Annotated in this window: 15 protein-coding genes; 11 read left to right on the forward strand and 4 right to left on the reverse strand. The window is 70.0% G+C overall.

Going from position 1 to position 19,355, the window contains the following annotated elements; all coding sequences use genetic code 11:
• The first annotated feature begins 32 nt into the window (after window positions 1–32).
• From ACIGWZ_RS16215 to ACIGWZ_RS16225, 3 genes are all read left to right on the forward strand, one after another.
• Window positions 33–1,109 (forward strand): ABC transporter permease, encoded by a 1,077-nt coding sequence (locus ACIGWZ_RS16215; RefSeq protein WP_400064947.1) that lies wholly within the window; start codon window positions 33–35, stop codon window positions 1,107–1,109.
• A 65-nt stretch (window positions 1,110–1,174) separates the two neighbouring features.
• Entirely contained in the window at window positions 1,175–3,310 is a 2,136-nt protein-coding gene (locus ACIGWZ_RS16220) for a dipeptide ABC transporter ATP-binding protein (protein WP_400065405.1), read from the forward strand.
• Window positions 3,311–3,401: 91 nt separating this feature from the next.
• On the forward strand, window positions 3,402–5,096 hold the full coding sequence (locus ACIGWZ_RS16225) for an ABC transporter family substrate-binding protein (protein ID WP_400064949.1): 1,695 nt from the start codon (window positions 3,402–3,404) through the stop codon (window positions 5,094–5,096).
• A gap of 85 nt (window positions 5,097–5,181) precedes the next feature.
• On the opposite strand, the gene ACIGWZ_RS16230 is transcribed toward ACIGWZ_RS16225, so the two are convergent.
• Both ACIGWZ_RS16230 and ACIGWZ_RS16235 read right to left on the reverse strand, forming a co-directional pair.
• Entirely contained in the window at window positions 5,182–6,678 is a 1,497-nt protein-coding gene (locus ACIGWZ_RS16230; RefSeq protein ID WP_400064951.1) for a sigma-70 family RNA polymerase sigma factor, read from the reverse strand.
• A 44-nt stretch (window positions 6,679–6,722) separates the two neighbouring features.
• Complete coding sequence (locus ACIGWZ_RS16235) at window positions 6,723–7,583, reverse strand: CAP domain-containing protein (RefSeq protein ID WP_400064953.1); 861 nt, start codon at window positions 7,581–7,583, stop codon at window positions 6,723–6,725.
• Between the two features lie 441 nt (window positions 7,584–8,024).
• Between ACIGWZ_RS16235 and tgmA the strand changes: the two genes are divergently transcribed.
• Window positions 8,025–8,216 (forward strand): putative ATP-grasp-modified RiPP, encoded by a 192-nt coding sequence (gene tgmA / locus ACIGWZ_RS16240; RefSeq protein WP_400064955.1) that lies wholly within the window; start codon window positions 8,025–8,027, stop codon window positions 8,214–8,216.
• 6 nt (window positions 8,217–8,222) lie between these two features.
• Window positions 8,223–9,152, forward strand: a complete 930-nt coding sequence (gene tgmB / locus ACIGWZ_RS16245; protein ID WP_400064957.1) for an ATP-grasp ribosomal peptide maturase — start codon at window positions 8,223–8,225, stop codon at window positions 9,150–9,152.
• A gap of 165 nt (window positions 9,153–9,317) precedes the next feature.
• Here the strand turns inward: tgmB and ACIGWZ_RS16250 are convergent, their stop codons facing one another.
• Complete coding sequence (locus tag ACIGWZ_RS16250) at window positions 9,318–9,488, reverse strand: hypothetical protein (protein ID WP_400064959.1); 171 nt, start codon at window positions 9,486–9,488, stop codon at window positions 9,318–9,320.
• A 625-nt stretch (window positions 9,489–10,113) separates the two neighbouring features.
• On the opposite strand from ACIGWZ_RS16250, the gene ACIGWZ_RS16255 reads away from it, so the two are divergent.
• From ACIGWZ_RS16255 to ACIGWZ_RS16275, 5 genes are all read left to right on the forward strand, one after another.
• Window positions 10,114–10,905: a DeoR/GlpR family DNA-binding transcription regulator gene (locus tag ACIGWZ_RS16255; RefSeq protein WP_400064961.1), complete on the forward strand. Its 792-nt coding sequence runs from the start codon at window positions 10,114–10,116 to the stop codon at window positions 10,903–10,905.
• 47 nt (window positions 10,906–10,952) lie between these two features.
• Complete coding sequence (locus ACIGWZ_RS16260; RefSeq protein ID WP_400064963.1) at window positions 10,953–11,951, forward strand: zinc-dependent alcohol dehydrogenase family protein; 999 nt, start codon at window positions 10,953–10,955, stop codon at window positions 11,949–11,951.
• Window positions 11,952–12,275: 324 nt separating this feature from the next.
• Window positions 12,276–13,499 carry a carbohydrate-binding protein gene (locus tag ACIGWZ_RS16265; protein WP_400064965.1) on the forward strand — a complete coding sequence of 408 codons (1,224 nt, stop codon included), beginning with the start codon at window positions 12,276–12,278 and terminating at the stop codon, window positions 13,497–13,499.
• Window positions 13,500–13,620: 121 nt separating this feature from the next.
• Entirely contained in the window at window positions 13,621–14,580 is a 960-nt protein-coding gene (locus ACIGWZ_RS16270; RefSeq protein ID WP_400064967.1) for an ornithine cyclodeaminase family protein, read from the forward strand.
• 214 nt (window positions 14,581–14,794) lie between these two features.
• Window positions 14,795–16,981, forward strand: coding sequence for an FUSC family protein (locus ACIGWZ_RS16275; RefSeq protein WP_400065407.1), 2,187 nt, complete (start codon window positions 14,795–14,797; stop codon window positions 16,979–16,981).
• A 37-nt stretch (window positions 16,982–17,018) separates the two neighbouring features.
• Here ACIGWZ_RS16275 and ACIGWZ_RS16280 read toward each other — a convergent pair whose 3' ends face one another.
• Window positions 17,019–18,089, reverse strand: a complete 1,071-nt coding sequence (locus tag ACIGWZ_RS16280; RefSeq protein WP_400064969.1) for a mechanosensitive ion channel family protein — start codon at window positions 18,087–18,089, stop codon at window positions 17,019–17,021.
• A gap of 909 nt (window positions 18,090–18,998) precedes the next feature.
• Here ACIGWZ_RS16280 and ACIGWZ_RS16285 point away from each other — a divergent pair.
• Window positions 18,999–19,214, forward strand: a complete 216-nt coding sequence (locus ACIGWZ_RS16285) for a hypothetical protein (RefSeq protein WP_400064971.1) — start codon at window positions 18,999–19,001, stop codon at window positions 19,212–19,214.
• Window positions 19,215–19,355 lie beyond the last annotated feature (141 nt).

The following is a 19,355-nucleotide window of genomic DNA, read 5'->3' on the forward strand; positions in this document are numbered from 1 at the left end:
CCCCCACCCACCGCACCTCAGGAGAGCGCGCGATGAGCGTCCAGCTGCCCCCCGCCACCGAACCCGCCCCCGGCCCCGTCCCGACCGGTGAGGCCGACGGCCGCCCGGCCCAGGCCCGTACCTCACGACTGCGGCTGACCGTCCGCCGCTTCGCCCGCAACCGCCTGGCGCTGTTCGGGCTGTTCCTCCTCGTGCTGCTGTTCCTCGGCGCGTACGGCGGCCCGTTCCTCACCAAGTGGGACTACCAGCAGCACGACTACATGAACTTCCTCTCCAGCCCCGCCGGGGACCACTGGTGGGGCACCACGCAGGGCGGCGTCGATCTCTTCTCGCTCACCATGCGCGGTCTGCAGAAGTCGCTGATCATCGGCCTGTTGGTCGGCGTCCTCTCCACCTTTCTGTCCGCCACCGTCGGCGCCTTCGCCGCGTACTTCGGCGGCTGGACCGACCGGGTGCTGATGTGGATCGTCGATCTGCTGCTGGTGATGCCCTCGTTCCTGATCATCGCCGTCCTGTCGCCCGCGTTCCGCGGCTCCACCTGGCTGGCCTTCGTGCTGCTGCTCGGCGCCTTCAGCTGGATGGTCACCGGCCGCGTCGTACGGTCGATGACCTTCACGCTCAAGGACCGGGAGTTCGTCAAGGCCGCCAAGTACATGGGTGTCCCCGCGCCGGTCATCATCTTCCGGCACATCCTGCCGAGCATGGCCTCGATGCTGATCATCGACATGGTGATCCAGGTCGGTGCGGCGGTCATCGGCGAAAGCAGCCTGTCGTACTTCGGATTCGGTGTGCAGGCGCCCGATGTCTCCCTCGGCACGGTCATCGCCGACAACACCACCAACGCCACCACCTACCCGTGGCTGTTCTTCTTTCCGGCCGGCTGTCTGGTGCTGATCGGCGTCTCCATCTCCTTCATCGGCGATGGTCTGCGCGATGCGCTCGATCCCAACGCATCCGGCGCGAAGGCGCGTTCGCCGCGCAAGAAGAAGCAGCCGAAGCTCGGGCGGGCGGCCGCCGCCACCGCGGTTCCGGCGCAGGCTACGGCCGCCGCCGACGGGCGGTCCGCCGGTCCCGAGCATTCCGCCGGCAGCCAGGGCGCCGCCTCGTGAAGCGCACCGCCCCCACCCAGCACCAGCACCCCGCGCACCGCGCACCCCAGGAAGGACCCCCGACGGTGACCGAGACCAGCCCGGCCCAGCCCACCGAGGCCCTCGACGCGGCGCAGCCCGTCCTCGAGGTCAGCGACCTGACGGTCTCCTTCCCGAGCGAAGCGGGCCAGGTGCAGGCCGTACGCGGCGTCTCCTACGCCGTGCGCCCCGGCGAGGTCCTCGGCATCGTCGGCGAGTCCGGCTCCGGAAAGTCCGTCTCCTCCATGGCCGTCCTCGGACTGCTCCCCGAGAGCGCCGAGGTCGGCGGGTCCGTCAAGCTCGCCGGGCGCGAACTCCTCGGCCTCGGCGACGCCGCCCTGTCGAAGGTCCGCGGCAAGGACATCGGCATGGTCTTCCAGGACCCGCTGTCCGCGCTGACCCCCGTCTACTCCGTCGGCGACCAGATCATCGAGGCCCTCCAGGTCCATCAGTCGCTGGACAAGGCGGTCGCCCGCAAGCGGGCGGTCGAACTCCTCGGCGTGGTCGGCATCCCCGATGCGAGGCGCCGGGTGGATGCGTTCCCGCACGAGTTCTCCGGCGGGATGCGGCAGCGCGCGATGATCGCTATGGCCATCGCCAACGACCCCAAGGTCATCATCGCCGACGAGCCCACCACCGCCCTCGATGTGACCATCCAGGCGCAGGTCCTGGAGGTGCTCAAGACCGCCCAGGAGGTCACCGGAGCCGCCATCGTCATGATCACCCATGACCTCGGTGTCATCGCCGGTTTCGCCGACCGGGTGCAGGTCATGTACGCGGGCCGGCCGGTCGAGGCGGGTCCGGTGGACGAGGTGTACTACCGGCCGCGGATGCCGTACACCATCGGCCTGCTCGGTTCCATTCCCCGGCTGGACGAGGCGCGGGCGGAGGGCACCGCACGCCGCGCCCTCACCCCCATCGACGGCAACCCGCCCGCGATGGTCGACCTGGCACCCGGCTGCCCCTTCGCGCCGCGCTGCCCCGTCGTGATCGACCAATGCCGCACGGTGGAACCGGAGTTGACGGTGGCCGAGGGCGCGGGGCATGCCATGGCCTGCCACCGCGCGCACGAGATCGGCGCCGGGCTCGACCGTGACGCGGTCTATCCCGTGCCGGTTCTGCCGGAGGCCGCTGCGATCGAGCGGCTGCCGCGTGCGGAGCGCGCCACCGTCCTCGAACTCGACGGTCTCGTCAAGCACTTCCCGCTCACCAAGGGCGCCGTCGTCAAACGCACCGTCGGCACGGTCCGGGCGGTGGACGGCATCAGTTTCGACATCCGCGAGGGCGAAACGCTCGGCCTGGTCGGCGAGTCCGGCTGCGGCAAGACCACCACGCTGCTGGAGATCCTCGACCTGCCCAGCGGCCAGGCCGGCACCGTCACCGTCTTCGGCAAGGACATCCGCGGCCTCAACCGGTCGGACCGCAAGGGGCTCCGCCGCGATATGCAGATCGTCTTCCAGGATCCGATGGCGGCGCTCGACGCCCGGATGCCGGTCGGCGACATCCTCGCCGAGCCGCTGAAGACGCACGGCTGGGACAAGGCGCGGATCGCCGCTCGGGTCCCCGAACTCCTGGACATGGTCGGCCTGGAGGCCGAGCACGCCGACCGCTACCCCCAGGAGTTCTCCGGCGGCCAGCGCCAGCGCATCTCCATCGCCCGCGCCCTGGCGCTGGAACCCAAGCTGGTCGTCCTCGACGAGCCGGTCTCCGCGCTCGACGTCTCCATTCAGGCGGGCGTCCTCAACCTCCTCGACGAGCTGAAGACCCGTCTCGGGCTCAGCTACCTCTTCGTCGCCCACGACCTGTCCGTCGTACGGCATATCGCCGACCGCATCGCGGTGATGTATCTCGGCCGGATCGTGGAGCTGGGCGCGGCCGACGACGTTTTCGCGGCGCCCTCCCATCCGTACACCCAGGCGCTGTTGTCCGCGGTCCCGCTGCCCGACCCGCGCAAGGAACGGGAACGCAGCCGGATTCTGCTCAGCGGCGACCTGCCCAGCCCGGCGGATGTGCCGTCCGGCTGCCGGTTCGCGGGCCGCTGTCCGAAGTACAGCTCGCTCGGCGCGAGCGAGCAGGCCCGCTGCCGGGACGAGGATCCCGCCACGGCCGTCCTCGGCCCGGACCACACCGCGGCCTGCCATTACGCGACGGCGCTCGACGTCGTCGAGCCGGCACCGCACTGACGCGCCCCCACAGCCGCTCCACTCCCACACGTCCGCTCCATCCCCACACACACGTGGTCGACATGTTTCGGCCACTCAGGAAGAGGAACTCGTGAAGGTCTCCCGCTCTCCACTCGCCCTGGTCGCGACACTGGCCGTGTCGTCGCTCGCACTGACCGCCTGCGGCGGATCGGCTGACGACGACGCGGAGCAGAAGGCCCCGCAGAAGTCGACCGCCCTCAACATCAAGGCGACGGACCCCGCGAAGCTCAAGCAGGGCGGGACGATGAACTGGGCCATCGACATGTTCGCCACCCAGTGGAACATCACCGAGGTCGACGGCCTGCAGGTCGGCCCCGTCGACGTGATGAGGGCCCTCATGCCGAGCCTCTGGCACTCGCAGGCCAACGCCGAGCAGACCCCGAACAAGGCGTTCCTGCTGGACGCGGACTCCAAGACCGTCAAGGGCAAGCAGGTCGTCACCTGGCATCTGAACCCCAAGGCCAAGTGGTCCGACGGCACCCCGATCACCTGGAAGGACCTCGCGGCCAACGCCACGGCCCTCAGCGGCCACGACAAGGCGTACAAGGTGGCCTCCACCGTCGGCTTCGACCAGGTGGAGAGCGTCAAGAAGGGCAAGGACGACTACGAGGCCGTCATGACCTTCGCCAAGCCGTTCGCGGACTGGAAGGGCATGTACAACGCCTCCGCCAACCAGCCGCTGTACCCGGCGAAGTACGTCTCTGACGCCAAGACCTTCAACACCGCTTACGTCAACAAGATCCCGGTCACCGCCAACGCCTTCAAGGTCGGCAACATCGACAAGTCGGCCAAGACGATCACGGTGGTGGCGGACCCGAAGTGGTGGGGCGACAAGCCCAGGCTGGACAAGATCGTCTTCCATGCGATGGACCAGGCCTCGATGCCCGGCGCCTTCGCCAACGGTGAGATCGACTACTTCGACGTCGGCGGCGACGCCTCCGCCTACAAGCAGGCGTCCAAGGTGTCGGCCGGTGAGATCCGGGAAGCGGGCGGCCCCAACTACCGCCAGCTCACCTTCAACGGCGAGAGCGCCAAGTTGAAGGACCCGAAGGTGCGTCAGGCGCTGTTCATGGCCACCGACCGCGCGACGATCGCCAAGTCGGACCTCAAGGGCCTGGGCTGGAAGCCCTCCGTCCTGAACAACCACCTGCTGATCGCCAACCAGAAGGGCTACCAGGACAACTCGGGCAAGCTCGGTACGTACGACCCGAAGGCGGCCGGCAAGCTGCTGGACGAGGCGGGCTGGAAGCTCAGCGGCAAGATCCGTAAGAAGGGCGGCCAGGAGCTGTCGCTGCGGTTCGTCATCCCGTCGGGCACTCCCTCGTCCACCAACGAAGGGTCGATGCTGACGCAGATGTACCAGCAGATCGGCGTCAAGCTCCAGGTCCAGACGGTGCCCACCAACGACTTCTTCGACAAGTACATCACTCCGGGCGACTTCGACATCTCGCCCTACACCCTGCTCGGCACGCCGTTCGCCGCGAGCGGTGCCAGCAACATCTACACCGTCAAGGGCGGTAACAACGACGCGAACGTCGGCAGCAAGAAGCTCGACGACCTCCTCATCGGGGCCAGCTCCAACGCCGCCGACCCGGCCGGCGCGCTCAAGCAGACGAACCAGGCCGACGCCGAGGCGTGGCAGCTCGCCGGAATCCTGCCGCTCTACCAGCGTCCCGACATCGCGGCGATCAACAAGAAGGTCGCCAACATGGGTGCTCGGGGGATGACCGACCCGGTCTACGAGCACATCGGCTTCACCAAGTAGCCGGTTGCGCGGCAGCCACGGCCGAGGGCCGGACCCGTACGGTACGGGTCCGGCCCTCGGCGCGCGTCCGCCTCCGCGGCGGCGGTCAGTGGGCGGCGAAGTCCTGGGTCCACCAGGGGCCGTCGGAGGCGAGATCGACGCCGACGCCGATGTGGGTGAAACCGCAGTTGAGGATGTTGTCGCGGTGGGCGGCGTCGCTCATCCAGTCCGCCATCACACGGGCCGCGGTGGTGGGTCCGCGGTGGATGTTCTCGCCCAACCGGCTCCACTCGTAGCCCGCCGCGGAGATCCGGGCATCGGGTCCGGCGCCGTCCGGGCTGACGTGCTGGTAGTAGTCGCGGGCGGCCATGTCGTCCGCGTGCCGCTGGGCGGCGGTGTGCAGCTTGGGGTCGATGCGCACGGGGCGGCAGTGGTTTCGTGCCCGCTCGGCGTTGACCAGCCGGGTGACCTGCTCTTCGAGGCTGAGCCGCCGGGGCTCGGGGGCCGCCCGGGTGGGCGGCGGGCTCGTCCTCGGCGGTGCGGACGTCGTGGCCTGCGCGGTCGGTGAGGCGGACGAAGGCGAGGGCGTGGGGGGTGGTGCCGTTGCGGTGGGCGCCGCAGGTGCCTCGGGGCCCGGCGCACGGGGGGTCTCGCCCGGCGTCGGCCAGGGGAGCACGACGATCGCGACGGCCGCCGCCAGGAGCGTCGCTGTCGCCGCTCCGACGGCGGCCGGGGTGCGGGGCCGCCGAGTGCGGGGTATCGCCTCGTCGGCACGGAGCCCGGCGGCGTCGCTGGTGATGTCCGTGAGGTCCGCGGTGTTCTCCAGGGTGTGCGGCTCGGCGGGAGCCTGCCGGACCGGCACCAGACCGAGGCCGGCGAGCAATCCCTCCGTGGGCACCATGTCGCACGACTGCTCCGAACACGTCTCGCACGCGCGTATATGGCGGGCTATCCGCTTCCGCCACAGCGCGGACGGCACCTCGTCCCACGGCCCGATGACGGTCTCCAGCCCGGGGCAGCGCGGCGTAGCGGCCAGCGCCCGTACGACGAGCCGACCGGTCTCCAGCTGTTCCTTCACCCGCTGGACGCGCACCGCCGCGTGCTGCGGGGTGAGGTCCAGCGCGGTGGTCAGCTCGCTCCGGGTGATCTCGCCCGCCGCCTCCAGCCACCACAGCGACAGCAGTTCCCGGTCCTCGCGGTTGAGCCAGCGGGTGGCCTCGGCGGCCTCCCGGCGCTGCCCGGACAGGCGCAGCCGCAAGATCGTCATGCCGACGAAGTCGGCGCCCGGATCGGCGACATCCAGCGCCTTGTCGAGCCCCACGGCCCGCGACCGGCCGTGGTCCGCCCACCGCCGACGGACCTGGTTCATCGCGATGGCCACCAGCCAGGAGCGGAAGGCGGCCGGGTCGCGCAGGTCGTCGAGCCCGTCCAGCATCCGCAGCATGGTTTCCTGCACCACGTCGTCGACGTCCGCATGCCCGTTGAGGGCCCGCCCCACGACGTTGTAGACCAGCGGCAGATACTCCGCGATCAACCGCTCCCGGGCCCGTTCATCGCCGGCCCCGGCCGCCGCGACCACCGCGGCTCCGTATTCCCGTTCCATGCCTGCGCCTACGCCTGTCCGCTCTCGTCCGGCTGTCCCACGCCTCAGGAGGATGCGCCGAAGTTCTGGGTCCACCACGGACCGTTCGAACGCAGGTTGATGCCCACACCTATTTCCTTGAACGCGCAGTTCAGGATGTTGTCACGATGTCCGGGGCTCTTCATCCAGCCAGCCATAGCGGTTTGCGCGTCCTTGGGGCTCTTGTAGATGTTTTCGCCGTATGTGATCCAGTGATAGCCGGCGGAGGTCATCCGGTCGCCGGGGTCGATGCCCTCGGGCGTGGTGTGGTCGTAGTAGTCGCGGGCGGCCATGTCGTCGGAGTGCCCCTGCGCGGCGGCCCGGAGCTTGGCGTTGACGGTCACGGGGGAACAGCCCTTCTTGGCGCGTTCCGCATTGACCAACTCGACAACCCGCTGCGCCAGGCGGTCGGTGGTGCTCGTCGAGCCGCCTCCTGGGGCGCCCGTTCGGGGAGCGGGGCGGGCGTCGGTGTGTGCGGTGGGTGTGGTCTTGGGCCTGGCACTCTTACGGGGACTCGACGACCTGCCGCCGGCGGTCGGCTTCGGGGAGCCGCTGCGGGCGGCGGACGGCTTTCTGGACGGCTTCGGCGTCGGCGTCGCGGAAGGGGCGGCGGACCGTGCGATCGGCAGGGACGTCGCCTCGGCGCGCCGCGCCTCTTCGGCCGCCGTACGCGTGTCACCGGACGGGGTGTCGGCCAGCGACTGGGCGACGCCGTATCCGCCGCCGACCACGGCCGTCAGCGCGGCCACGCCGCCCGCTGCCACCACCCAGCGGGGGCGCCGCCCACGGTGTGCCCCGCGCCGCCTGCCGTGCCGGCCCGCGGCCTGCCGGGGCGGGTGCTGGGGCTGGTACTGGTCGTCCGTCGGGGTCTCGGTTGCGCGATTCATACGGGTTCTCTCTCCGGTGCGGGTTCCACTGCGTACTGGTCCAACACTCAGGAGATCCGGCGGCCGGACGCCGATAACGAAAATTCGCGGACGCGTTCGTCACCTCGCGGACGCGTGCGTCACAGGTCCGCCTCTGCCGTACGGATCCGGGTCGCGCGCACCGCCGATGGCCGGTTCCGGCGCAGGCCGAAGCCGGGGGTGCAACTGCCGCCCGTCCTCCTGCGTCGGTGAAGTGACGGCCACGCCCGAAGACGACCGACCCGGCGCACGCTCGCTACGACCTCGCGACGGTTTCGTCAACAATGTCGATGAAAGCGATCAAAAATAGCCATGATTCGATCACCTTCGTAGCGCAATCCGTAGAGACTAGCCATGGGGCGTTACTTGTCCCCGCCCTGCACCACCGGATGTTGAGACACCCGAGCCCCCGAAGGAGAAGGTATGCGACCGTTCGCGCTGAGCTACGCCCGACCGGTGACGCAGTCGCCGTCCACCACTCCGTACGCCTATGACCCCACCCGGCAGTTGAACGTCCTGCCTGACGGCCGCCCGGCCTCGTGCAGCCGGGCGGTGCTGCTGGCAACCGGCTCCACCGCCTCCACAGCCGGTTCCAAGACCCACTTCGACGACTGATCTTCGATGACCGTACTGATCCTCACCTGCGAGGAGGACCTGACGGCGGACATGGTGGTGTCGAGGCTGCACGAACTCGGCGTCCCGCTCGTCCGCCTCGACCCCGCCGACCTGCCCGGGGACGTCGCCCTGTCAGCGCAGTACGTCAACGGCGGCTTCGAGGGATACCTGAAGGCCGGCGAACGCGTGGTGAGTCTGAGCAGTCTGCGCTCGGTCTGGGTCCGGCGCCCCGGCACTCCCGGAGCGCATGCCCCGGAACAGTCCGCATGGCTCACGGCCGAGTCCGAGCACGCCCTGTACGGCATGCTCACCTCCACCCGTGCACGCTGGATGAACCATCCCGTCGCGGCCGCGCAGGCACGCTGCAAGCCCTGGCAATTCCGGACCGCCCACCACGCCGGTTTCGCCGTACCCCCCACAGTGATCACGTCGTTCCCCTCGGTCGCCCGCCAATTCGCCGTCGCCCATCAGGACGTCGTGGTGAAATCGGTGTCCGGCAGGCATCCCACCGATCCGCCGATGGTGCTGCCGACCACCCGTATCAGCCCGGACGTGGACTTCGCCGGGGTGGCGGCCAGCCCGACCCTGCTCCAACTGCACATCTGCAAGCAGGCCGATATCCGGCTCACTTGCGTCGGCGGGCAGCTCTTCGCCGCCCGCCGGAAGTCCGACCCCGATGAGGTGGACAGCCGCTTCACGGAGAACGGCATCTGGGAGCCGACCGAGGTACCCGACCGCATCGCCCGTGCGGTGGATGCCTACCTGCGCGCCGCCCAACTCTCGTACGGAGCCTTCGACTTCGCCGAGGATGCCGACCGGACCTGGTGGTTCCTGGAGTGCAACCAGGGCGGCCAGTTCGGTTTCATCCAGCTCGACACCGACCAGCCCATCACCGAGGCCGTGGCTTCCTGGCTGGCAACCGTGCCCCCCGCCTAGCGTCTTGGGCGCAAGACGCGGCAGCACACGTCCACCGGTGGAACCTCACCCCCCGTCGATGCCGCCTTGTCCGCCGAAAACCATTCGGGCGCACCGACCCCCCGGCGGTGACACCCCGTGCCGATTGCCACCGCTGCGCACCCGGCTGCGGCAGGCCGGCGAAGATCAGTTGTGGCCGAACTTCCGCTGCTGTCTATGGGCGACGTGCTTCGAGATCGGCTGCTCCGTCTCGTGTGGGGCCGAGGCCTTCGCCTGCTCCCTCGCCTCCGCGGCGGCGCTGCGTTCATGCCCGCCGGTGCGGGCGCCGCGGTTCTGTCTGGTCTGTTTCTTGCCCACGATCGTGCCTCCTGTGGCGGATCTCGGACTATGGGCCGCTACCAGACTTGCACGCGGACACGAAGAGTGCATTTCGGGTGGAAATCGCAGAGAGACGGCCGGAAATCGGCACTGCTGCGGGCCCTGTCCGCGCCCGGTTCCGGCCGGCGAGTGGACTCCGTGACGCAGGGCGTCGGAGGGGCCGGCGTCGAGTTCGGCGGGCAGGCGTATCTCCAGCCGGATCAAGCCGTCGCGGGGGGGCGGCCTCCAGGATCCGGGCCACCTTGAACCGGCTGCTGCCGAATTCCTCGGCGATCTCCCTCGTGGATCTCATCAAAGCCCTCCCGAGTAGGCGAACAGCGGATAACCGAAACCGTCGCCGATCATGAAGAGCAGGGCGCCGATAGAGCCCCATATGAGGGCCCGGGGAATCCCGAGGACGGCGGGCGGGGCGGGGCGGCGAGGGATCGCTCTCTTGGGGCGTGCGCAGCACGGCGGGGGCCTCCCGAGGGGCCGGGCATTCGCCCGAGGTGGCCATCAGCCCGAACAACCTCACAAAGAATTTCAAGAGCTTCACATAAAATGTGTGATGTTCTAGGGTGAAGGCGCGGCGGAAGACGCCGCGGAAACGAACGGGGCGCCCACGATGAGAGCGAGTCGCGGCTCCGAGGCCGAGGTGGAGGAGCGCCGCAAGACGGTGCTGCGCCATGTCGCCCAGGAAGGCGAGATCCGGATCGCCGACCTCGCCGAGCGCATGCACGTCAGCGTGATGACCATGCACCGGGATCTGGACAACCTTCACGAGCGGCAGCTGCTGCGCAAGGGCCGCGGAGTGGCGACGGCCTTCTCCAACGTCGCCATGGAGAGCGCGCTGCGCTTCCGGGAGAACGCCCATGTCGAGGTCAAGACCGCCATCGCGGACGCCCTCGTGGAAGAGGTCTCCCCCGGTGACACGGTGCTGATCGACTGCGGCTCCACGCTCTTCCCGCTCGCCCGCCGGCTCGCCACCGTCGACGGGATCCGCGTGATCACCAACTCGCTGCGCATCACCTACCTCCTGGCGGCCTCGCCGGTTGAGGTGACGCTGCTGGGCGACCGTTTCTACGAGGACTTCGAGTCCTGCGCCGGCCCCGGGACCCGGCGCCAGCTGGAGGACATCCGCGCCACCGTCGCCTTCGTCACCGCCACCTCGGTCCGCGACGGCCGGCTCTTCCATCCCGTGCGCGAATACGCGGAGAACAAGCGGGCGTACCCACGGGCCGCCGACCGCGCCGTACTGGCCGTCGACCACAGCAAGTTCGGCCGCACCGCCACCTATCCCTACGGCGATGTCAGCGGCTACGACCTGCTGGTCACCGACGCCGACACGCCGGAGAGCGAACTGCGGCCCGTCCGGGACCTCGGCGTCCAGGTCCGCACCGTCGATCCCCACAGCTGAGCCGGCCCGAGCTCCGGCTCCCGCGTCCCCCTGAGAAAGGCCCGCCCATGCGCGCTGTCGTCATCCACGCCCCCGAGCACTACGAGGCCACCACCGTCGATGACCCCACCCCGGGCCCCGGCGAGGTCGTCGTCGCGCCCGCCGCGGTGGGCATCTGCGGCACCGATGTGCACATCGTCCAGGGGGAGTTCGCGCCCACCCCGTACCCGATCATTCCCGGCCATGAGTTCACCGGCGAGATCGTGGCGCTGGGGGCGGGGGTGACCGGTCTGCGCACCGGGCAGCAGGTCGCCATCGACCCGTCGCTGTTCTGCGGCGCCTGCCACTACTGCGCGATCGGACACGGCAACCTCTGCGAGAACTGGGGCGCGATCGGCGACACCGTGGACGGCGCGATGGCCGAGTACGTCAAGGTGCCCGCCGCGAACTGCTATCGGCTGCCCGAGAGCGTCGATGTCGCGCAGGGGACGCTGATCGAGCCGCTGTCGTGCGCGGTACGCGGCTTCGACGTCCTGCCGCGGCGCCTCGGCGACCACTACCTCATCTACGGCGCCGGCACCATGGGCCTGATGATGCTTCAGCTCGCCAAGACCGCCGGCGCGGCATCCCTCTCCGTCGTCGACATCAACAGGGACCGGCTGAAAATCGCCGAACAGCTCGGCGCGGACGCCACCGCGGTGAGCGCCTCGAATCTGGACCGGCCGCAGGGCTGGGAGACCGTCATCGACTGCACCGGCGTCATCCCCGTCATCGAGGACGGTCTGACCCGGGTGCGCCGCGGTGGCACCTTCCTGCAGTTCGGCGTCGCGCCGTCCGCCGCCAAGGCGTCCTTCTCGCCGTTCCGCGTGTACAACGACGAGATCACCATCGCCGGATCGATGGCCGTCCTGCACAGCTTCGGGCGCGCCGTGGACCTGATGGCGAAGGGGGTCGTCGACGCCGACACGATGATCACCCACAGCTTCGGGCTGGACGACTTCGGCGCCGCCCTGCAGACGTTCCGGGACGGCTCCGGCCGCAAGATCCAGCTCCGCCCGCAGGCCTGAACTCCCTTTTCCTCTCGTCCCGTTGCACGGAAGCGAAAGCGGAAGCGGAAGCGGAAGCGACAACGTCATGCCCACAGTTGCCGGGGTGGACTCCTCCCCCCAGTCCTGCAAGGTCGTCGTCTGCGACGCCGACACCGGGGAGGTCCTGCCGACGGCTCCGCCGGCCGCCGCATCCGTGAGGCGTACGCGCGCGCCCGGTCGACGGTGTACGGCTGAGCGAGTACGCCGGGGCACTGGTCCAGTCCAAAGTGTTGACGCCCCCACGGCCGGGGGCCACTCTGTGGGGTAATTGGTCTGGACCAGTTTCGGCCCGTGGGAGGGCATGTGCCACCTCGCAACGTCAGAACTCTCGCCGCCGCCGTCTCGGCGGCCTGCCTCGCGCTCGCGGCGGCCGGCACGGCTCTCGCCGCCGGCCACCGCGGCGCCGCCCCGGCCCCGAAGGCCGTGGGCAGCAACTGGTACGCGGCGGCGCCCTATCTCATGCCGCTCGACAACGACCCGCCGGACGCCGGGGCGGTGATGGACGCCACCGGCCTCAAGGCGTTCCAGCTCGCCTTCATCCTGGCGCCGAACGGTGGTGGCTGTTCGCCGACATGGGGCGGGACCAGCCCGGTGGGCTCGGACACCGCGGTCGCCGGCGTGATATCCGCGATCCGCGCGAAGGGCGGCGACGTCTCCGCCTCCATCGGCGGATACGGCGGCACCAAGCTCGGACAGAGCTGCGCCACCCCCGAGGCGACCGCTGCCGCGTACCAGCAGGTCGTCGACAAGTACGACCTCAAGGCGCTCGACTTCGACCTGGAGGAGCCGGAGTACGAGAACGCCGCCGCCATCCACAACGAAATCGGGGCCGCCAAGATCCTTCAGCAGAAGAACCCCGGCATCTATCTCTCCGTCACCACCGCCGGGACCGCCGACGGCACCGGCTGGTTCGGCAAGCAGATGCTCAACGAAGCCAAGTCCCAGTCCTTCACCCCGGACAACTTCTCCATCATGCCCTTCGACGGGGGCTTCAACGGCGCCGCTTCGCAGACCGCGGCCCTGACGAACTTCAACTCCCTGCTGCGCTCCACCTTCGGGTGGGACGAGGCCACCGCGTACGCCCACGAGGGCATCTCGCAGATGAACGGCCGCAGCGACACCGGCGAGTACTTCACCCAGGCGGACTTCCAGACCGTGCTGGACTTCGCGACCGCCCACCACATGGCGCGCTTCACGAACTGGTCCGTCAACCGGGACCGACAGTGCTCCCCGCCGGACAACAACGGCAAGACGTCCGGCACCTGCAGCAGCGTCCCGCAGGGCGCGTACGACTTCACCAAGTACTCGGTGAAGTTCGCCGGGGCCACTCCCCCCACCACCCCGCCGCCCACCACGCCACCGGGCAACGGCGAGTGCACCGCCGCCGCCTACAGTGCCGGCACCGTCTATGTGGGCGGCGACACGGTCGCGTACAACGGGCGCACGTGGAAGGCCAAGTGGTGGACGCAGGGCGAGACGCCCTCCACCGGCGGCTCGGGGGTCTGGCAGGACCTGGGCGCTTGCTGACCCCGCGGGGGCGCGGGCCGTGCCCCCGCAAGGGTGCGGCGGGAGCGTGACGTTCCCGCCGCAGCCCGGAACCCACGCACCACACGCGCCCCGGACGCCCCTCTCCCGTTAGCTTCGCTCCATGACTGCGACCCGGATCATCAGCGAGACCGGCCTCCTGCGCGCACTGCCGATGGCCGCGGCCATCGACGCGCTACGCACCGCCCTGCGGGACGGGGCGGACCCCGAATCCGACCCGCCCCGGACCATCGTGCCCGTCGAACACGGGCAGCTGCTCCTGATGCCCGCGCACCGGAGCCGGTACACGGGGGTCAAGATCGCCACCGTCGCGCCGGACAACCCGGCCGCCGGACTCCCCCGCGTGCAGGGCCAGTACCTGCTGTTCGACGCCCCGACCCTCACCCCGGTGGCGCTGCTCGACGGGATCGCGCTGACCACCGTACGGACCGCCGCCGTATCCGCCCTCGCCGCCGACCTGCTCGCCGCACCCGACGCCTGTCGCCTGGTGGTGTTCGGCACCGGCCCCCAGGCGCGCGGCCACCTGGACGCGCTGCGCGTGGTCCGGCCCCTTGCCCAGGTCACCGTCGTGGGGCGCACTCCCGCGCACATCGAGCGGTTCGTCGAGACCGCCCGCCGGGACACCGGGCTCGCCGTCGAGCCCGGCGATCCGTCCGCCGTCGCCACCGCCGACCTCGTCGCCTGCTGCACCACCGCCAGGACTCCGCTGTTCGACGGCGCCCTGCTGCCGGATCACGCCGTGGTGATGGCGGTCGGATCCCACGAGCGCGGCAGCCGCGAGGTCGACAGCGCCACCGTCCGCCGCAGCACGGTCGTGGTCGAGTCCCGCTCCGCCGCCGTACGCGAAGCCGGCGATCTCCTCCCGGACCTGGACAGCGGCCACCTCGACCGGGCCGCGCTGGTCCCGCTCGTCGACCTGGCCACCGGAGCCGCGACCGCCGACCCGGCGCGCCCCCGGCTCTTCAAGAGCGTGGGGATGGCATGGGAGGACCTCGCCGTGGCGGGCGCCGCGTACGAGGCCGCCGAGGACGGCCGCTCGGCCCCCTCCTCGCACGGAGACTGAACGGAAAACGGAGTCCAACGCACCGCTTCGATCCGGCCGACGGCGGCCCCGGCCAGGCGTCATGCGATGCTGGGGACGCCCGGCCGACGGCGCGCATGGCCTCGGCCGATGCCAAGAGTGGGGAGCGTGCGGCAGCGTGACAGCAGCGATACGACGGGCGGGGACCGGCACCTGGAACCGCTTCGCGGCATCCGACCCCGGGCTGCTCCGGCTGATGGCGGGACTGCGGACGGTGGGGGCGATCGTGCTCACCCTCATCGTCCTCGCACTGCTCGACACCAGCATCACCCTCATGGTCGCGGGGGCCATGGCAGCCATGGTCGCGACCTTCGCCATCAGGGAGAAGGAGGTGCGCGGCCAGGCGATCACCCTCGCCCTCGGCCTGCCCGTCGCGCTCGCCGCCGTGACGCTGGGGGCTCTGCTCCACAGCAGGATCATCGTCGGCGACCTGTTCTTCCTCGCCCTGATCTTCGGCGCCGTCTACGCGCGCCGCTTCGGCGACCGCGGCCTGGCGCTGGGCCTGATCGGCTTTCAGGTCTATTTCATCTCGCTGTTCGTGGGCGCCACCGTGCCGGCGCTGCCGGAGGTGTTCCTGACCCTGACCCTCGCGTTCGTGTGCAGCGCGGTCGTACGGTTCACCGTCTTCCCCGACACCCCCGAACGCACCCTGGGCCGACTGCGTGAGGCCTTCCGAGCACGCCTCGCGCAGCTGGTGGCCACCCACCTGGAGCTCGTGGACGCCGGGCCGAAGGAACTGGACAACGTCCTCGACGACCTGCGGCGGCACACCTCCCGGCTGCACGAGGCGGCGCTGATGATCCAGGGCCGCCTGGAGGAGGGAACCCGCGACGCGGCCACCGCGGGGCTGCTCCAGCGCCGGGTCGCGGACGCCGAGATCGCCGCCGAACGGCTGGGGATGATGCTGCTCAATGCCCGCAGCGCGGAGCGCACCGACACCCTCACCATGCATCTGCCGCATGCACCCGTGCCGGCCATCGCGAACCGCATGCAGGCCGAGGGCGATGCCCTGGCCACGCTGCGCCGGGGCCTCGAAGCGCTCCATCTGCTGGTCGCGCGGCCGGCACCCGACGACCGCGGCACCGCGCTGGCCCACGTACGGAACCGGCTGCTCGGCTATCGCGACGAGGACAACCTGCCGCGCGCCTCACCGGCCGTCCAGGACGCCTTCCGCGGACTGGGTGAGGCCGCCCGCGCCGTCCTGGGCCTGCGGCTGGCGTTGGACGGGCCGCAGGACGAGTCCGACGACACCTCGGCCACCACGCGCTCGCGGGAGGAGTTCGATGCCGAGGACCTCGCGATCGTCGGAGCGGAGCAGGAGGAGGACGACGCCGATGACCGCACCGGGCTCCAGCGGCCCACCACCCGGGCCGCGTGCCAGGTCGCGGTGGGCTCCGCGCTGGCCATCGTCGGTGGCGAGTTCCTCTCCAGCCAGCGCTGGTACTGGGCGGTGCTGACCTGCTGGGTGGTGTTCCTGAACACCGCGTCCACGGGCGAGATCCTGGTCAAGGGCTATCGCCGGCTGCTGGGCACGGCGCTCGGCGTGGTCGCCGGTGTCGCTCTCGCCGGCCTGGTCGGCAACCACACCTGGACGGCGTTCGCGCTGGTCCTGCTCTGCGTCTTCGGGGCGTTCTTCACCGCGCCGCTGTCGTACGCGCTGATGTCCTTCTTCATCACCGCGATGCTCGGCCTGCTCTACACGCTCCTCAACACCTACAGCTTCGCCACGCTGGTGCTGCGCATCGAGGAAACGGCGCTGGGCGCCGCCTGCGGGATCGTCGCCGCCGTGCTGGTGCTGCCGGTGCACACCGATCGCCGTACGGACGAGCACCTGGGCACCGTCCTGGTCCGGTTGCGCGAGGCGGTGTCCGCGGCGGTGGAGCAGCTCAGCGGCGGGCCGGCCGCCGACCTGCTGAGCCAGGCGCGCGACCTGGACACCGCCCTGAACGACCTGCGCGACTCCACCCAGCCGTTGATGCATCCCATCACGCCGCTGCGGGTGCGCCGGCAGACCGCCCGCTACCTGGTGGCGCTCCTGGAGACCTGCGCCTATCACGCACGTTCCCTGGCGGCAACGGCCGAACTCCTGCCGTCCAGCAAGACCGTGGCGGCCGACCCTCGGCTCGATGGCGTCGGCCGTCGCATCACACGCAACATCGATCTCATCGCCGCGCGGGTGAAGGACGAACCGGCCGAGGGCGAGGTCGCCTCCGGTGCCAGCATCGCCTCGATGCTGGAAGCGAACGGCTCCGCCGCACCGCGGTCGGACACCGTCACCTTCCGCGTGCTGCGGCACCTCCAGCGCCTTGACGAGGGCGTGGTGGGTATCGCCCGCGCCCTTGAGGTGCCGGTGGCCGGGCGCGGCGGGCGCAAGAGCGGCTGACGGCGGCCGTCGGCCGGTGGGCCGGGCCGCCACGCCCCTACGGCGCCATCGTCCCCCGCTGGTGCGGAATGGCGACCCCGTCGGACTGGTGCAGTGCCACGGTCCGCGTCGGGGCGGGGATCCTGATGCCCTCGGCCCGATACCGCTGGTGCAGGCGCTTGATGAACTCGTGCTTGATCCGGTACTGGTCGCTGAACTCACCGACCCCCAGGATCACCGTGAAGCTGATCCTGGAGTCTCCGAAGGTGTGGAAACGGACGGCCGGTTCATGGTCGGGGAGGGCGCCGCTGACGTCGGTCATCACGCTCTTGACGACCTCGGTGGTCACCCGCTCGACGTGTTCGAGATCGCTGTCGTAACCGACTCCCACCTGCACCAGGATCGACAGCTGCTGTTCCGGCCGGGTGAAGTTGGTCATGTTGGTGCCGGCCAGCTGGGCGTTGGGGATGATCACCAGGTTGTTGGAGAGCTGGCGCACCACCGTGTTGCGCCAGTTGATGTCGACGACATAGCCCTCCTCGCCGCTGCTCAGCCGTATGTAGTCGCCTGGCTGCACCGTCTTCGAGGCGAGGACGTGCACGCCCGCGAAGAGGTTGGCGAGGGTGTCCTGGAGCGCCAGGGCGACCGCGAGGCCGCCCACGCCCAGCGCGGTGAGCAGCGGGGCTATGGAGATGCCCAGGGTCTGCAGTACGACGAGAAAGCCCATCGCCAGCACGATGATGCGCGTGATGTTGGCGAAGATGGTGGCCGATCCGGCCACGCCGGACCTGGACTGGGCCAGGGACTTCACCAGGCCGGTGACCACCCGGGCCGCGGTGAGCGTGACGACCAGGATGAGCAGCACGGTCAGCGTCTGGTTGACGGTGTGTCCGACGGTGGCCGCCAGCGGCAGCGCCGCGGTGGCCGCCGCCAAGCCGGCGCAGATCGCAGCCCAGGGCACCACGGACCGCAAGGCGTCCACGATGACGTCGTCGCCGCTCCACCGCGTCCTGCGCGCGTGCTTCCCCAGCCACCGCAAGGCCGCTCGCAGCAACAGGCCGGCCGCGACACCGGCGGCCAGCGCGGCCCCGGCGACGATTGCGTCATGCAGTGTGAGTGCGCGGTTCACCGGGCGGCTCCCACGGCCCGGATGAACGGTACTGCTGAGTGCCGGAAGTGATGTTTCGTCACCTTGCCACCTGCTTGTCTCTAGGGCTGCGAATGCGCCGAGACATCCGCGGACGCCCCGACACGAGCTGCCATCCTGCCGCACGCCGCGCGGCGCACCGCGGGGGCCCCGGGAGAGAGCCACGGTCAGATCGCCGGCGCGGGTGGGCAGTTCGTTTCCGGGAGCGTCGGCGCGCCTGGAATTGCGGCGCTGCGGCACTGCGGCCCTATGGCCCTACGGCCCTACGGCCCGCAAACGCGGGATCACGGACCGAGATCTCCGTTATCGCATTTCTCGGCGAACTCCGCCCCCTAGCAGGCACCGACACCCCATGCGACCGGACAATCGCATGAGAGGATTATCGCAAGGGCCGGTGAATCAACGGCGTGCGTTTCCACCGGCCAACTCGGCCGGTCCGCCCACGGGTTTGCCGTGCGCCGCCGCTCTCCCCTACTCGCCGACCGCCACGGCGCATCGGCCATTCGGGAGGCGCGCGGGAAAGGCTATTCGGCCGTACGCGCGCCGGAGTACTGCAGTGCAGCAGTTCGCTCAGTGCACGCCGATTTCCGCGGAAATAAGTGGTTAGGCGTAGGGGTGACAGATCCACAATGCTCCGCGGGATTCGCGATCTTCCCGGGACATAATGACCTTGAGCGGGAGGAAGTTGCAAGGGGCCGATCCTCTCCGCTCGAAGCACACACCCAGTCATGTGTGCAGGCATGCGCTTTCCACCTTGCTCACTCATTACTCATTCCGACAAAGCCTCACGGAAGAGCGTGAACAACAGCGGCCGCGCCAAAGGGCTCTTCGGGGCGCCTTCCCTGCCTCGGAAGGACAACAGAACACCGCGCAACCACAACAGGAGTACAGATGAACCATCGCAGGTCTGGAACCGTACAGGCGGTCAGCGAAGGCCGCCAGGAGGCCATCATCCGGGCGGACGAGGACGGGGCCGATATTCTCGCCCCGTACGCGGAATTGCGGGATTCCGACCCGGAGCCGTCGGCCCTGAGGACGGGTGAGCGAGTGACGTACATGCGAGAGGAGCAATCGCGCGGACCGATCGCGCGCGACATTTGTCGCTAGCGGCGAGAGAGGGTTCACCGCCGGACCGCATACGCATATGCATACGCATACGCATACGCATACGCATACGCATACGCATACGGCGGGAGATACCCCAACCGGCCACAGCTCGGGCAGGCGCGATGCGCTCCCGAGCTCTGG

It is taken from the genome of Streptomyces sp. NPDC053427, from assembly GCF_044544985.1.
Lineage (GTDB): Bacteria > Actinomycetota > Actinomycetes > Streptomycetales > Streptomycetaceae > Streptomyces.